The 14859-nt window shown below is 64.3% G+C and carries 16 protein-coding genes; 2 read left to right on the top strand and 14 right to left on the bottom strand.

Annotation, left to right across the window (positions count from 1 at the left end; translation table 11 throughout):
• Nucleotides 1-57: 57 nt before the first annotated feature.
• The 6 genes from P3H15_RS23485 to P3H15_RS23460 all read right to left on the bottom strand — a co-directional run bounded on the left by P3H15_RS23485 (nucleotide 58) and on the right by P3H15_RS23460 (nucleotide 5637).
• Nucleotides 58-990, bottom strand: coding sequence for an SDR family NAD(P)-dependent oxidoreductase (locus P3H15_RS23485; protein WP_276139430.1), 933 nt, complete (start codon nucleotides 988-990; stop codon nucleotides 58-60).
• Nucleotides 991-1003: 13 nt separating this feature from the next.
• Nucleotides 1004-2053, bottom strand: a complete 1050-nt coding sequence (locus P3H15_RS23480) for a TIGR03619 family F420-dependent LLM class oxidoreductase (protein WP_276139429.1) — start codon at nucleotides 2051-2053, stop codon at nucleotides 1004-1006.
• Nucleotides 2053-2805 (bottom strand): 3,4-dihydroxy-2-butanone-4-phosphate synthase, encoded by a 753-nt coding sequence (locus P3H15_RS23475; protein WP_276139428.1) that lies wholly within the window; start codon nucleotides 2803-2805, stop codon nucleotides 2053-2055. The genes P3H15_RS23480 and P3H15_RS23475 overlap by 1 nt, the downstream gene beginning before the upstream one ends.
• Nucleotides 2802-3314, bottom strand: a complete 513-nt coding sequence (locus tag P3H15_RS23470) for a flavin reductase family protein (protein ID WP_276139427.1) — start codon at nucleotides 3312-3314, stop codon at nucleotides 2802-2804. Before P3H15_RS23470 ends, P3H15_RS23475 begins: the two co-directional genes overlap by 4 nt.
• A gap of 32 nt (nucleotides 3315-3346) precedes the next feature.
• A complete protein-coding gene (locus P3H15_RS23465; protein WP_276139426.1) occupies nucleotides 3347-4477 on the bottom strand; it encodes an LLM class flavin-dependent oxidoreductase in 1131 nt (376 codons plus the stop codon).
• Between the two features lie 206 nt (nucleotides 4478-4683).
• Nucleotides 4684-5637, bottom strand: a complete 954-nt coding sequence (locus P3H15_RS23460; RefSeq protein ID WP_276139425.1) for a PDR/VanB family oxidoreductase — start codon at nucleotides 5635-5637, stop codon at nucleotides 4684-4686.
• Between the two features lie 380 nt (nucleotides 5638-6017).
• Between P3H15_RS23460 and P3H15_RS23455 the strand changes: the two genes are divergently transcribed.
• Together P3H15_RS23455 and P3H15_RS23450 are read left to right on the top strand one after the other, a co-directional pair.
• Complete coding sequence (locus P3H15_RS23455) at nucleotides 6018-6830, top strand: FadR/GntR family transcriptional regulator (RefSeq protein WP_276139424.1); 813 nt, start codon at nucleotides 6018-6020, stop codon at nucleotides 6828-6830.
• Nucleotides 6820-8115, top strand: coding sequence for an MFS transporter (locus P3H15_RS23450; protein ID WP_276139423.1), 1296 nt, complete (start codon nucleotides 6820-6822; stop codon nucleotides 8113-8115). The genes P3H15_RS23455 and P3H15_RS23450 overlap by 11 nt, the downstream gene beginning before the upstream one ends.
• A gap of 65 nt (nucleotides 8116-8180) precedes the next feature.
• Here P3H15_RS23450 and P3H15_RS23445 read toward each other — a convergent pair whose 3' ends face one another.
• The 8 genes from P3H15_RS23445 to P3H15_RS23410 all read right to left on the bottom strand — a co-directional run bounded on the left by P3H15_RS23445 (nucleotide 8181) and on the right by P3H15_RS23410 (nucleotide 14849).
• Nucleotides 8181-9326: a helix-turn-helix domain-containing protein gene (locus P3H15_RS23445; protein ID WP_276139422.1), complete on the bottom strand. Its 1146-nt coding sequence runs from the start codon at nucleotides 9324-9326 to the stop codon at nucleotides 8181-8183.
• A gap of 191 nt (nucleotides 9327-9517) precedes the next feature.
• Complete coding sequence (locus P3H15_RS23440) at nucleotides 9518-9796, bottom strand: hypothetical protein (protein WP_276139421.1); 279 nt, start codon at nucleotides 9794-9796, stop codon at nucleotides 9518-9520.
• Between the two features lie 106 nt (nucleotides 9797-9902).
• The gene (locus P3H15_RS23435; RefSeq protein ID WP_095861635.1) at nucleotides 9903-10931 is read right to left on the bottom strand and encodes an amidohydrolase family protein; all 1029 of its coding nucleotides are present in this window, start codon (nucleotides 10929-10931) and stop codon (nucleotides 9903-9905) included.
• Nucleotides 10928-11932 carry a Gfo/Idh/MocA family protein gene (locus tag P3H15_RS23430; RefSeq protein ID WP_276139420.1) on the bottom strand — a complete coding sequence of 335 codons (1005 nt, stop codon included), beginning with the start codon at nucleotides 11930-11932 and terminating at the stop codon, nucleotides 10928-10930. The genes P3H15_RS23435 and P3H15_RS23430 overlap by 4 nt, the downstream gene beginning before the upstream one ends.
• A 5-nt stretch (nucleotides 11933-11937) precedes the next feature.
• Nucleotides 11938-12540 (bottom strand): RraA family protein, encoded by a 603-nt coding sequence (locus P3H15_RS23425; RefSeq protein WP_276139419.1) that lies wholly within the window; start codon nucleotides 12538-12540, stop codon nucleotides 11938-11940.
• Entirely contained in the window at nucleotides 12537-13232 is a 696-nt protein-coding gene (locus P3H15_RS23420) for an RraA family protein (RefSeq protein ID WP_276139418.1), read from the bottom strand. The genes P3H15_RS23425 and P3H15_RS23420 overlap by 4 nt, the downstream gene beginning before the upstream one ends.
• Nucleotides 13222-13896 (bottom strand): RraA family protein, encoded by a 675-nt coding sequence (locus P3H15_RS23415; RefSeq protein WP_276139417.1) that lies wholly within the window; start codon nucleotides 13894-13896, stop codon nucleotides 13222-13224. Before P3H15_RS23415 ends, P3H15_RS23420 begins: the two co-directional genes overlap by 11 nt.
• On the bottom strand, nucleotides 13878-14849 hold the full coding sequence (locus P3H15_RS23410; protein WP_276139416.1) for a hypothetical protein: 972 nt from the start codon (nucleotides 14847-14849) through the stop codon (nucleotides 13878-13880). Before P3H15_RS23410 ends, P3H15_RS23415 begins: the two co-directional genes overlap by 19 nt.
• Nucleotides 14850-14859 lie beyond the last annotated feature (10 nt).

Genomic DNA, 14859 nt, shown 5'->3' with positions numbered 1-14859 from the left:
AAATCCGATGGGCGGTACCGCGTTTGCGGTACCGCCCATCAGGGTTGTTTCAGGCGATCACTGAATGTGCGGAGCCTTCGAGCCGGCAGACAGGACGCTGCGGGGCAGCAGGTCCACGAGGTCGTCATACGGCCACGGGCCCGTGTTCTCGTCACGGAAGATCGTCCGTGTCTCGACCGGATGGGTGTACAGACCGACCTTGCCGCCGCCGGTACGGAAAACGCAGCCGGTGACCTCCGACGCGGCCTCGGATGCGAGGTAGAGGACGATGGGAGTGGTCAGTTCCGGATCGGTGCGCGCCTCTTTCGCTTTGGCTCGCTTGGCGCTCATCACTCCCTGCTGGATGAGGGCGGCGTCCCGCTCGCTCGCATCCTGTGTCATACGAGTGGCCGCGAACGGTGCGATGGCGTTGACTGTGATCTTGTCGTGCTGAAGTTCCCAGGCCAGGTCGTAGGTGAGGCTGGTGACACCGCCCTTGGAGGCGGCGTAATGTGCGTTTCCCAGCGGTGCCGCCCACTGGTTCGACGTGGTGTTGATGATGCGCCCGTACCCGGATCGTCGCAGGACGGGAATAGCATGGCGGCAGATGGCGAACGTGCCCTTGAGGTTGACCGCGATGGTCGCGTCGAAGTCCTCTTCGGTGATGTCTTCGATCATCTGTTGCCGAACGATGCCGGCGTTGTTCACCACGATGTCGAGCCTGCCGAACTGATCAACCGCGGTATCGACCACCCGGCCCGCACCGGCCCAGTCGGCGACCGATTCGTAACTGGCGACCGCCTCGCCACCGGTGCTGCGGATCGTGTCAACCACTTCATCGGCGGGTCCGTGTGTGGACCCGACGCCGTCACTGTCTACGCCGACGTCATTGACGACTACTTTGGCCCCCGCCGCTGCCAGAGCCAGTGCTTCACTTCTCCCGACGCCGCGGCCCGCGCCGGTCACGATTGCCACTCGTCCGACGAGCGGTCCGTCTGTACTCACAATCATCCTGCTTTCGTTGTTACGGTGCCGGTACTCCGGCTGGGTGGTCGATGAATTCGGCGGCGAACCACGCCATCGCGTCTTCGAGCGCTTCGAGGCTCCGGCTGGGAAGATCGATGAGGAACTCGGTGGCGCCGGCCTCGCGCCAGCGCGCCATCTGTTCGATGCACTTCTCGGTGGCTTCACGACCGGGTTCGACGCTCGGGGCTGACGGTTGTCCTCGGGGCGCGCGGCCTCCGAGCGGAGCCAAGGGAACGATGATTCGGAATCCCAGTGGCAACTGTTCTTCGCGCGCAGCAGCTAGTCGCGCCACCGTCGCGGTGACCTGGTCGGGTGTGAGGGCCCACGGTGTCCAGGCATCGCCGAAGCGCACCGCACGGCGCAGACCGACGAGGCGATCGCCGCCGATCCATACGGGCGGGCGGGGTCTCTGCACGGGTCTGGGAAGACACACCAGGTCATCGATGTCGACGAATTGGCTGTGTTGGGTCGTGGGGTCGCCATCCCACAACGCGAGGACTGCTCTGAGATAGTCATCGGCGATGTCACCACGATGCTCGAACGGGACGCGAGCGGCGTGGGATTCGTACTCTCGCCGACCTACCCCGAAGCCCGCGATGATCCTGCCGCGGGAGAGGACGTCGAGTGTCGCGAAGGCCTTGGCGGTGATCAGTGGGCTACGTAGGGGAATCTGGTAGACGTGCGTGGCGAATCGGATGCGGCTGGTCAGCGCTGCGAGGTAGCCAGCGGTGCTGATCGGATCGAAGAAGCGTGGACTCCCGTAAAGGGCCGACTCCGCGGCGGCGATGGCGGCATGGTCCCCCACTGTCACGTAGCTGTAGCCCAGCGATTCGGCCTTGGTCACTATTCTGGCCAGGTCTTCGGGGTGCGCCGTATTTTCCCATGGCTGGAGGTTGATTGGCTGCACGATCGGTGTGAAGAAGCCGAAGCTCGCGGTCAGGGCTTCGCCCAGCCGAGCAGGGTAGGACCGGTCGCCAGGCCGAGATGCTGTTCCCCCGAGGTCGCCAGCGGTCATGCCGCGGGTGGGATCGGTGCTGGGGCTCGACATCACGAGAGGATCGGCACCACGGCCGCGATGTGGGAGGACTGCATGTGGCTGCTTGAAGGACTGCCTCCGATGGCTTGTGCCGGGTCCTCGCCGACATGGTGTTTGTTCATCCTGTTACGTCCATTCCTCGCTTGCGCGTGTTGCGGGGCAGTATTCGATATCCACACCGCCGGGACACCTACCGAGCGCGCAAACACCTCGGCTTCGTCTGCAGCCATGATCGTGGTCGGATCCTGCACGGACACGATCTCGCTGTAGACAGAGGCGGCGGTCAGCCCCGCCGCCTCCACGAGTGCGAGAGCTTGACGGGCGACCTTCGCCTCACCGTCGCCGTCCCGCGGTCCCGCTACCACCGGCAGCAGGTGACCCGGTCGTGTGAAATCGTCGGGCTGCGCGTTCGCGTCCGCGATCAGACGTGCGGTGCAGGCTCGATCGTGCGCGGAAATTCCTGTGCCTACACCGTATCTCGCGTTGACTGACACTGTGAAGCCACCCTGACCTGACTGGCGGAAGCTATTGTGCATGGGTGGCAGACCCAGCCGGTCCGCGACGTCCGCTGAGATCGCTACTCGCAGATACCCGGTGCCGTGTCGAACAGCGAACGCCATCAGGTCGGTGGTGGCGTATGCCGCGCCGAAGACCAGCAGTCCCTCGTTTCGGAGGGCGTCGAGAGCGACGACCGCTCCACCGCAGGCCAGCCAAGTCGCCGGATCATCAATCGGGCGCTGGTCAGCAATCCGGAGCCGGGTCATCGGCCCGGCGTTCCGCTGATGGCGGCATGCGTGCCGAAGGTGCGTTGGTGGTATGTCAGTGGGGCACCCTCGCCGAGCCCGACCGCATGGACCAAGCCTGTGACGATCACATGGTCACCGCCGTCGAGAAGCCCAGCCGTTGTGCACCGAAAGAAGGTGTTCGACGCTAGCCGCGGAACACCGTCGTGCCAGTGCCATTCGGTGGAGGTGAAGTCTCCTTTACCCTTTCTGGCGAACTTCTTTCCGGCATCCTCGGCATCGGTCGACAAAATGTTCACGCCGAACACGCCGGACTCCCGCACCACCGAGAGAAAGCCGGATCCTCGGTCGAGAGCGATCAGGATCATCGGCGGAGCCAAGGACAGTGAGCAGAAGGCGCTGACCGTGGTCCCGTACGGTTGACCTCTGGAGTCACGGGCAGTGACCACCGCAACGGGGGTGCAGATGTTGCCCATCGCTTCCCGGAAGATGTCTTCGTCGACCAGTTCCTCGACGGTAGTAGTGCTCATCTCGATCTCCCTATCGCCACTCATGGAGCACGTTATCCGCGCAGACCCGCCTCGACCAGGAGCGGATACGTTTCGTTCCGGAATCGGGTCATGTCTTCGATGTATCGAGGGAAGGACATCAATACACCGTCCAATCCGCAGTCGGTCAGCTTGCCGAGTGTGTCCACGACCTGTTCGTTGGTACCGATAATCGGGAAGCCGGCCCAGCCCCCGATGAACTGACGCTTGATCTTCTCGAGAGCCTGCGGTGGGATGGATTGCGAATTCAAACCCAATGTGGACACCAGTTTTTCGGCCGCCTCCCAGTCGCCCTTCACGTCGACGTAGTAGTTGTGAAATGCGTGCGCAGCCTTTTCTGTTTCGCCTTGGACCACGTACGAGTTGGTCCACACCATGATCTCGCGGCCGTACTCCTCACGTGCCAGCCGCTTGAACGCGGCGACCTCTTCGGCCATCTCCTCCATGTCGTATTTGGGTGCGATGAAGACGACGTCGCAATACTTGGCGCCGAAGTGACGCCCCACAGCCGAACCGCCGGCGTTCATGACAACCGGGTGCGGCTTCTGTACGGGATGGGGCGCGATCGACGCATCGACCACACGGAAGTACTTGCCGTCGAAGTTGACCGGCTCCTCACTGGTCCACAGGGCTTTGACGATCTCGAACCATTCGGCAGCCAGGTCATATCGACTGTCGTGCTCGAGCAGCGGGGCCCCGAACATCTCGATCTCAGGCGTGTTCCACCCGGTGACGATATTCAGCGCGAAACGGCCATTGGTGATGTGATCGATCGTGGCGGCCTGTTTCGCCGCCATCACCGGATGGATGGTGGAGACGTGCGAGGTGGCAAAGACACCGGTGCGTTCGGTGACGGTACCTACACCCGCAGCCCAGGTGAAGCATTCGAAACCGGCACCGTTGAAGTTGGACGGACCACCGAACCCGCGCCACCTCCCGACCGGCACGACGGCCTCGAAATTCATACCATCGGCCAGCTTCGCTAGTTCGATGGTGTTGGGCCACTCGGCTTGCAGCACCCCGTCGATGGTCGAGATGGCGCAGCCGCCCTGGAGGTTCGTCGAGAACGTGCCCAACCGCAGCTTGCGGTCGCTGTAGACGGGGTTGCCGGCTTCCCGGAGGGAGTCCGCACGGGTTGTGGTCATGATTTCGTCCTTCGTCGGCGACCGTTGCCGGTCGAGAGATGGTGAGGTGAAACGCGTCCGGCGGCACGGCCGGGATGCTGACGAATCGTCTCGGCCGAGACGTGGTGGGCCGAGGTGGTCGTCTGCAGCGCACAGCTACGGGCACACACTCACTACGTCAACATCACCTTTTTCCATATGTGGTGGCACAACGTTTTACAAGCCGTTCATAGATCGAGGACGAGTTCATCCGATGCGCAGCTGCCGACGCAGATGATCATCGCCTCCCCTTCGGCACGCTCCTGCTCGGTCAGCACCGTGTCTCGGTGAACAGGCACACCACCGCACACCTTGGTGATGCACGTTCCGCAGAATCCCTCCTCGCAGGAGTACGGAACCTCGGGTCGGACAGCCTGAACGGCTTGGAGCAGCGTCGTTCCGTCCTCGACTTCCACGGTGCGATCGCTGCGCGCCAGCCGGACCCGGAAGGGGCGATCATGCCGGGTCGCGTCGACGTCCTCATCGCTTCCGGAGGCCGGAGCCCCGAACAGCTCGAAGTGAACGGACACGTCCGGCCTGATCTCGGCCGCAAGGGCACGAAGCGCATCGAGCAGAGCCGTCGGTCCGCAGCTGTACACCGCGCCACCGACGCCGACGCCTTCGAGGATCGCCCGCAGGGGAAGCAGTCCCGAATCGACCTCGGGGACCACGTGGACCGTCGAATCCGCCCGAGCACCGAGCGCGGTCAGGTCTCGGGTGAACGCCATGGTCTCCGAAGACCTGCCGCCATAATGAAGGGACCAGGGCACCTGCCCGCCGGCAACCTCCCGCACCATGCTCAGTATCGGCGTCACGCCGATGCCTCCGGCGATGAAGACGTACGACTCGGCAGGCTCGAGCGGAAAATGATTCCGAGGCCCCCGGATCCACAGCTTCTGCCCCACCATGACCGAGTCGTGGATCTCGGCAGATCCACCTCGGCCGCTATCGTCGCGGAGCACCGCGATGGTGTATCGACTGCGGTCCGACGGGTCGCCGCACAGCGAGTACTGGCGAATTAGCCCCGAAGGTAGCGTGACCTCGATGTGCGCGCCTGGCGCCCATTCCGGCAGATCCGATCCGTCGTCGCGAACCAACTGCAGGGAAATGACTTTCTCGGCTTCCCAACGAATCTGAATCACTTTGGCCAAGTTGAGCTCAGCCGTCGCAGCGCCTGCCATAAGCACCTGGACCTCCTGGTCGAACGTGGTGACGAGCCGCCGTATGCCGGAGGTAACGAATGGCGTCACCTGTGGTTGGCATCACGTTGGTCTCATGAATAGCCTAATAATGGGATACGAAGGGGTCAATCGCCAAAGCGACGGGATAAGTGCTGGTCGGCACCGCAGCTTGGCGCGGAGTCGACTCGCAGGACGCAAGGGGGACAACGTCGCAGTTCACGGCATTTATCGCCAGGTGCACCAGCCGTTGTATGCACCGGGAGAGGGGCAGCCCGGGCCGTGAACCGCTCGCCCGCTCCGGAGGTAACTAGCATAATGATAGGACCGTGTTGGAGAATGGAGTGGCCATTATCACCGAAGTGAACGACCACGGACTGGATAGTCGCCCCGAAGCGGATCGGCAGCCACGGAGGCGACCGACGACACGGCGCGCGTACAAGGCTGCCCTGTCCATCGCTCAGCACATCGTCGACGACATCACCACCGGCAGGTTGCGCCCGGGTACCCGACTCGACCGCGAGCGCGAAATGTTGGTTCGCTTCAACGTGGGACGCGGTACGCTGCGCGAGGCGCTGCGCTTCCTGGAGATGAGTGGCGTGATCATGGTCAAGGCCGGACCACAGGGCGGTCCCATCGTCGCGGAACCGGATGCCCACGACCTCGCCGGCATGCTCGGGTTGTTCTTCCAGCTTCGGTCCATGCCGTTCAGCGCACTGGTCGACGCACGCGAGTTGCTCGAGCCCGAACTGGCGGGTCGAGCAGCGGAATTCGCAACCGAGGATGTCGTACAGGAAATCGTCGATTCGGTGCGGGGCATGGAAGCGTTCCTTGCCGACGAGGAGAATTTCATCGCCGAGAACGACCGATTCCACGACATCGTCGCCGCTGCGGCCGACAACGAGATGTTCGCGTTGTTGGTCTCGTCGCTGCACGCGATCACCGACGGGATGCCCCTCGGCATCAGCTACCCCATCGAGCGCCGAGAAGCGGTGTTGCGTGCGCACTCGGCCGTGGCCGACGCGATTGGTACGCACGACGCGGAGGGTGCCCGCTGGGCAATGCGCCAGCACATCAAAGAGTTCCACAAGTACGTCAGGACTCATTTTCCCGACATCTACCGGCAACCCGTGAGGTGGCGCGACATTGCCGACTGACACCCTACGAACGGGTGCCCGGCGCCCTTTCACGTCACTGCGGGTACGCAACTTCCGACTGTTCTTCCTGGGCCAACTCGTCTCCGCTACCGGACAGTGGATGCAGACCCTCGCACTGGCCCTGTTCGTCCTCGACGAATCCGGCAGCGGTGTCGCGCTCGGCATGGTGACCTTACTGATGTATCTGCCGCTGCTGGTGGTGGCTCCCTGGATCGGTGCAGCGCTCGAGCGGTTGCCGCTCCGCAATGTATTGCTCGTGTCCCAGGCGGTACAAGCGACACTGGCGGCGATCCTGTGGTCGATGTCCGCGATCGGCACTCTGACAGTTCCGTTGGCGTTGACCGTGGCTGCCTGCTTCGGGCTCGTACAGCCAGTAGACAACCCTGCCCGGCGAAGCTTCGTGTTCGAGATGGTTGGCCGCGAACGAGTGGCAAATGCAGTTGCGCTCAATTCGACGCTGATGACGGCGTCGCGGCTGGTCGGCCCGGCGATCGCGGGGCTGCTGGCCTCCACGGTGGGTTTATCCTGGTGCTTTCTCGCCAACGCACTCTCCTACCTCGTAATTCTCGGCGCACTTTCCCTGATGCGAACCCGGGACCTGCACACCGAGCGAACCGTCGCCGGGGCGCAAACAACCGAGACGTCGTCACACGCGTCCGTGCTGGACGGGTTTCGCTACGCCCTACGCGACTCCCGGATTCGGTGGCCGCTGGTACTGACGGCGGTGGTCTCACTGCTGTTGCAGAACTATCCCGTTCTGCTTCCCCTGCTCGCACACGAACGCATGAGCACGGGAGCGTCCTCGGCCGGTTTGTTGTTCAGCGCACTGAGCGCGGGCAGCCTGCTCTCCGCATTGACGGTGGCGACCTTGGCGCCGACGGGGACGCGGGTGGTGGCAGTGTCCGCGCTCTGTTACGGAATCGTGGTCGCTGCTACATCTTTCACCTCAGGTATGGTCGTCCTGGGAATGCTCTTGGTCTTGCTCGGGGCTGCGGATCAGGTCTTCTCCTCAACGGCTAACGCGACATTGCAAATTCAGTCGGATCCGCGCTACCGGGTGAGGGTGATGTCGCTGTTTTCCGCCTTCTTCATCGGAATGCAAGGGGTCAGTGGCGTCCTTGTAGGAGCCCTCGCCGACCTTTTCGGACCGACCGCGGCCATGACGATCGGCGGCGTCGGGGCGATCGTGGCGGCCGCGATCGTTTTGGGGGTCAACCGGCGGCGCAGAGCGCCGCAGGACCGCGAAAACAATGGGGCTCGAAGGACCAAACCAGCATCGCCGTAGTCGATCCGGTTTGCCACTCGGGTGGACTCCGAGTCGAACTCCTCGCCGCCGTGAGCCACCTGGCGTTACACGTCATCGGTCCGTCCTCGTCTTTCCCCGCCGTCCGGGGACGTTTCGACATCGAAGACATCACGTCCCAGCCGGTGCAACGCAAGGGCAAGGGCCAAGCGGGTCCGCCCCTGAGCAGTTCGGAATGAGTAGCCGAGTTCTTTCTCCAGACGATCGCAGTGAGCCTGCACGGTCGAATGATGTAGTCCCAGCTCGTGTGCGGCCGCCCGCACCGTCGTATTCAGCTCCATTGCCTCGAGTACCCTGCGAGCGATGGTCGAGGACGCGGTCGCTGTGCCGATCGCAATCGCATCGGGATGTGGCACAGGGCTCGCGTCGTGCGCTCGCACCAGAAGCGAGAGGGCACCGAGCTCCCGATAAGTCACCGTCTCACCGGCACGCGAAAGCCGGAGTGCGACAAGTGCCTGGTCAAAAGAGTCGGCGAGTCGCTCGACGGTGACGGTCTCACCGATCCCGCAGGTTCCGGTGACTGGCTGCGGACAGTCCGCTCCCGCGACGATCGCGCGAACACCTCCGAACCGGGTGCCGACCACCGCATCGATGTGCGTCACCCCGATCGGCGGCGGATCGGTGGAGATGACCGGCATTACGATGAGATAGATTTTCGAGCCGGCCTCCAAGCCGAGGCGGCGGGCGATCGCCAACTTGGTTCCCAGAGCCGCTTCGCGGTCGAGGAGCGCTTCGAGTGCACCAGCGTGGTCGGGGACTGTGCCCATGGTGCGGTCGATCGTGATTTGAATCGAAGAGGCCAGCCGATCGAGGACGGTCTCGTCGTTGATTTTGGTCTCGGTGTTCCGCTCCACCCACACCACTCCCCCGTCCAGGTCGCCCAATGGGCGCCGTGTCCACAACGCCAGTTCTTCGGCACTGGGCATCTGCATGATCGGGGTGCCGCGTGAATCCACGCGTCGCACCAACCGATGTGCGGGATACACCGCACCCACAGCGCAGCCCGTGAGATTCGCCGCCGCGCGCATGAGCGCCGAAATGCCGACCCGTCTCCGGATCAGTCCATCGAATTGCGTGATGATGCGTAATGTCTCGTTGACGTCAGTGTCGATACCATCAACCCGGCCGAGCAACTCACGCATCCGGCCGACTTCCGCGCGTGGCTCCTCGGTGTCGGCCTTATCGCCGCTCATACGATCCCGCCGTCGACCGTCCTGGTCGGTTCCGCCCGCCGGCGGGACGACGTGCGGGAAAGGGGCTCGGCGCCGTGTGGGTTTGGGTTGTCGGTAATGAACATCCGCGCTACCTCCAGCGATAGTGATCTATGCCACTCTATTCGCCACTCGGCGGGGTGTCGCCCGCCACAGGTGCGCAAATTGCCCGTTCATTCCCGCCGTCCGGCGGCCTTGTACTGGCGGTCGTCGAGGCGGGCGAGACGTACGGCCAAGGCGACGATCCGCGACCGATCCGGGTAGCGGACGAAGCTGGAACCCAGAGCACGAAGGAGGCGGAAGCCGAAGGTGACACGGTCGACGCCGAAACGCACCCAGATCTCTTCCGCGGGGATGTCGCCGAAGGACACCCACTTCGCAGCGAGTTCGATCATCTCGGTGATGTGGTCCGGACGGGACTCGATCCTTCTCTTGCCACGATTCTTGCTCACGTTCCGCCACCTCCGTGGTTGTAGGGCGAGGACGACCAGTGACAACAAGTGCGCCGTCGTGGCGGCCTGGTCAGGCCGCCACGACGGCGGTCAGTGCTGACTGCCTTCAGCGAGCAGCACCGACAGCGGCATCCAATGCCGGAAGGGAGTAGAGCGAGAGAGCGTTGCCGTAGAAGATGGCGTCCTTCTCGGCCGTGTCGAGAAAGTCAAAGCCCTCGATGACCGGCTTCAGATCGTCGAGGTCGCGCCCGGTCGTGGGATCCGGAGCACTACCGCTTCCCGGCTTTTCGGTACCGAACAAACACCGGTCCGCCCCTACTGTCCGGACCAGCAGTTCCAGCGCCAGCGGCGCATGCAACACGGTGTCGAACCAGAGACGCCGCAAACTTTCGTCGAACGACTCCTGCAGCACCTGGCCGGTCCGCAACTTGGGGTGCAGACGAGCCGCCCGCCAGCGCCCGATCTGGTAGGGGACCGAGCCGCCACCGTGTGAGACGACAATCTTCAACGTCGGGAAGCGTAGGAACACCTCCGAATTGAGCAGGGAGAGCACAGCGATGCTTTCCTCGGTGATGAAATGCTCGCTGTACGATTCACGACCGTTCTGGCAGCTCGCGGAGTGGATGAGTGCCGGCACATCGAGTTCGACCATCTTTTCGTACAGCGGGTACCACCACGGATCGCCCAGCGGGGGCACGTAGCCGCTTCCCTCGGACGGGTCCGGGTTGAGCAGGCAGCCGACCATCCCCAGATCTTTGATCGCCTTTTCCAGTTCACCCGCCCACTTCTCGGGTGTTTCCCCGTATGCCTGAGGCAGTCCGGCGACGCCGGCGAGGCGGCCGGGGAACTGCTGGACCTGGCGAGCGATCGCCTCGTTCACCTCCGCCGTCCACCAGTGCACGACCTTGGACGGGGTCGCCGAATGCGATGCCTGGAATGGACGCGGCGAGATGAGTTGGACGTCGGTGCCGACGCTGTCCATCACCGCCAGCGTGCGGTCGCCGTACTCCTCGAGCTGCGCATCGGTAACACCGGACCCGTTGCGGCCCTGGCCTCCTCGGGAGGATAGCAACGCGGCCTGGTACGCGTACAGCTCCGGCGGCGCGTTCAAATGGGCGTGGGAGTCGATGATCATGACTTCTCCTGATAGAGCGATTGGTGGACGAAAACAATGGAATAGGTCGCCGCTGCTTCATAAATGGCCAGACACGCGGCAAGGGTTCCCAGCCCCCACTCCCCGTCATGGATCGGGAGCCGGCCGTCGAGCGTCTGGTCCATCTCGACAAGCGCCTGATCCCAGACCGAGGTTGCGGGGTCGACAGGGAGGTCGGTCAGTTGTCCGTCGGCGTACAGATGCAAACCACCGGGGTGGACTCGAACGCCACCACCGGTAAAAGTGGCGAACAGCTCGTCCGCCTCGGGTACAGCTCCGGAACCGTCGTAGTAGGCGTTGGCCTCTACTCCGTTTGCGAAACTCATCTGCGCCGAGAATCCCTGTTCGGCGCCTCCCACGCCGCCGTGGAGAGCTCCGGAAACCGCGCGCACCTCTCCACCGCAGATCAGTCGCACAATGTCGATCTGATGGGCCCCTTGCCGAAGCAGCAGACCGTTGCCCACTGCTGCATCGAGGTCGTGCGCCGTACGGGTTCGGCGGCGATGCCAATCGGTAAACGAGGTCGCCTGCACCGACAGCAGATCACCGAGCCGACGGTCGGTCACGATCTGCCGCAGCACCCGATAGCGGGGGTCGTAGCTCAGGGTGGGGCCCACGAGCAGGCTCACCCCGGCACGGCGTGCGCAATCCACAGCCTCACGTGCGTCAGCGGCGGAGGTCGCCAATGGTTTCTCGCAGATGATGTGCACACCGGCCGCGGCCGCGGCGGAGACGGCGCCCAGGTGGTGCGCTGTCGGCGCCGCGACGTACACCACGTCCACTGTTCCGGAGGCGACCAGTTCGGTGGCATCGATGAAGGCAGGGCAGCCCCATTCGGCCGACACTCGGTTTCGAACATCCGGATCGGGGTCCGCGAGGCCGGTGAGCACGAACCGGTTGCTGCGTAGGACAGCGCGGGACATCAACTCACCGGCAACGCCGGCACCGACGATCCCGAGTCTGCGAGGAGCGTGGAAACGCATGTCGGTCAGCTCAGCCCGTAGATGTCGAGTGTGGTCTCGCCGGAGGCGATCCGGGTTCGGATCTGCTCCTCGGACCGTTCCCGCTGCAGTGCCCGCTCGACGACCGCCTTGACCTGGCCGGCATCGATGGCAACCACACCGTCGGCGTCACCGACGATGATGTCGCCCGGGTGCACCGTCGTCGAGCCGAGCTGGATCGAGACGTCGAAGCCGCCCGACGTGGCATCTTTGCCGGTTCCGCGCACGCACAGTCCCCGGGCGAACACCGGGAACCCGATGGATTTGAGGTCGGTCGAGTCACGGACCGAACCGTCGATCACCAAGCCGGCAATACCACGTTCGGCCGCGGCATGGGCCAGGATGTCGCCCCAGTAGCCGTACTCGATGTCGGTGTCGGCAGCAGCGACGAGTACGTCCCCCGGCTCGGCCGCATAGAGTGCGCGGTGGAGCCAGATGTTGTGCCCCGGTGTGAGGTCGACAGTGAAGGCGCGGCCGCAGATCCGCCATGCCGGATCGAGCGGTCGGATCCGCGGGGGCAGCGGGGTGGCGCCGGACTCGTGGAGTGAGGCGGCACCGAGTTCCCGCAGAGCCGGAGACAGAGTGGTCATCGCGTTTCCTCGTCGGCGGTTTGCAGCTGGTGATAGCCCGCCTGCGCGCGGGCGTGGTCGAGACGCGCTCCGCCGGCGACTGCAAGGCGGATGCGTTCTTCGGCATTCTCGATGGCCTCGGCGACGGTGAGGACACGCTCGACCTCGGCCTTCGCCAAAACGACCACACCGTCGGCGTCTGCGACGACGAGGTCACCGGGGTGCACGATGACGTTTCCGAGGGCGACCGGTACCCCGGTTGCCGCCAGCCGCACCCGGTCCTTGCCGGTCTGCATGTTCCGGCCTCTGGTGAAGACCGGGTACTTCAGTGCCAGGCTCGGTGCGACGTCGCGGCAGACACCGTCGATGACCGTTCCGGCGATTCCGCGGGAGGAGGCGACGTAGGTCATGATGTCTCCCCAGACGGTGCAGTCGAGCCGGCCTTCGTTGTTGAGCACGACGACCTCGCCGGGGGCGACGTCATCGATGAAGTCGCCGACAGTGCCACCATTCTCGTCGACCGGTTCGTACTGTCCGGTGAACGCCGGCCCGCAGAGCCGGAAGCTCGGGTCGAACGGCTGGATGCCTGGGACGGCACCCGGCAACCCGAGCTTGTCCAACGCATCCGACAGGGTCGAGGTGCTGATGGCACCGACCCGGGTGAGCAGTGTGACGTCGGGCAGGGTCGAAGTGGTTGTTTCGTCAGCCGGCATTGAGCATCTCCTCGTAGTTGCGTCCCATGACCTGTGATGGCAGCAGGCCTCGCCTCAGGTCCTCGGTCATGAGGCGTTCCTTGGCCACCAGCCGTTCGGCCGTAGTGAGGACCCTGTCGATCTCCGAGGCGCCGACAAAGGTGACGCCGCTGCCGTCGGCGATGACGTAGTCGCCATCGGTGACGGTGACGCCGTGGATCTGTACGGGGTCACCGACGCTGTCCTCGACGAAGCGTCCACGCGCGGTGAACGGCACGGTGGTGAGCGCGGACACTGGCAGTCTCAGTTCGCGGATCTCGTCTACGTCGCGGCAGGCGCCGTCGACGATGACCCCGCCGACGCCTTTGATGACGGCGGCTTGGGCGAGCAGCCCGCCCCACGAGCCGGCGGTGGGTGTGCCTCCGTGCTCTTGCTGGACGACGATGACCTCGCCGGCGTTGGCCCGCTCGATCGCCGCGGTACCTAGATGCCGACTACTCGTTCGTCCGTCGGCGGGGATCGTGCGCATTGTGACGACTCGGCCCGCCGTGCGGCTGCCCTCCCAGACCGGGCGTAACCCTGCGACACCACCGGTCAGCCCGAGCGTGTCGAGGGCATCGGACACTACGCATGCGTCGAGGTCGAGTAGGCGGTCGCGGTAGCTGTTCACAGTGATCTCGTCCACGTCAAAAATCCCATGCCGCAGCCGGATCCAACTGTAGACCGGTAGGCGGGGATGTAGTCGACGACCTTGGCGGTCGCGTCCTCGAGTGCTGCACCGACGACGATCCAGTTACGGATCTCCGAGCTTCCCTCGGTCAGGCCGGCGACCGGGATCTGCGCCAGTGCCTCGTGGTCGTGGCGTTCGAGGGCGCTGAGAAGACCCCGGTCGAGGTCCTCGTCGATGATGGGGTGTGTGAGTCCACCGGATGCGATGAGAGCGACGCGCAGGTCGGAGTCCCAGCTTTCGATGGCGGCGCGGAGTCCCTGCCCAAGTTCGACGCAACGCCGCGGTGTGGGCTGGTTCGGGGGATAGTAGGTGTTGAGCATGATCGGGGCCAGCGGCAGGCGGGGCAGTCCCTCGAAGAGCCGGCGGTAGATGAAGGTGAAGGCGTGTCCGAGGCTGCGGCCGGTGGGCTGCTCGCTGAACTGGGCGATGTCGAAGCCATTTTCGACGAGGTGCTCGACGAGATGCTGGCCCAATTCGGGAACGGTGCGGTAGGTCTCGTCCTGATCGGCGTGGTAGTACTCGTACGCCGATTCCATGGTTTTCGGATAGACCTCCATTCCCGGGGGACGATCGTCGAGGGACTCGCCTCGGAAGATCGCGACCGCGGGCATGATGTCGTCGAGGAAGAGTTCGCGCTGATCGTCACCGATGACCAGGAGAACATCGGGTTTCATCTCGAGCAGTTCATCGCGCGTGCGCTCGAGCGCTTCCTGGCATGCTTTGTGGCGGGCCTCCATCTGCCGAATCTCGATCTCCCGAGCGAGTTCCTCGGGTGTGCGTGGTGACGACGGAAGATTGAGTTCCTTCAGGTGCGGCTGCTCGAGGTCACCGTGTGCGCGCCACCCGCCGGGTTCGATTGATAGCTGCGGGCTGTGTGACACTCCCGCGCCGCCGACAATGTACGCCATGTGTATTCCC

This window comes from Rhodococcus sp. T2V, from assembly GCF_029269925.1.
Classification (GTDB): domain Bacteria; phylum Actinomycetota; class Actinomycetes; order Mycobacteriales; family Mycobacteriaceae; genus Rhodococcus_F; species Rhodococcus_F koreensis.
The sequence above is the reverse complement of the archived record's forward strand: the minus strand, read 5'-3'. Positions and strand labels throughout refer to the sequence as shown.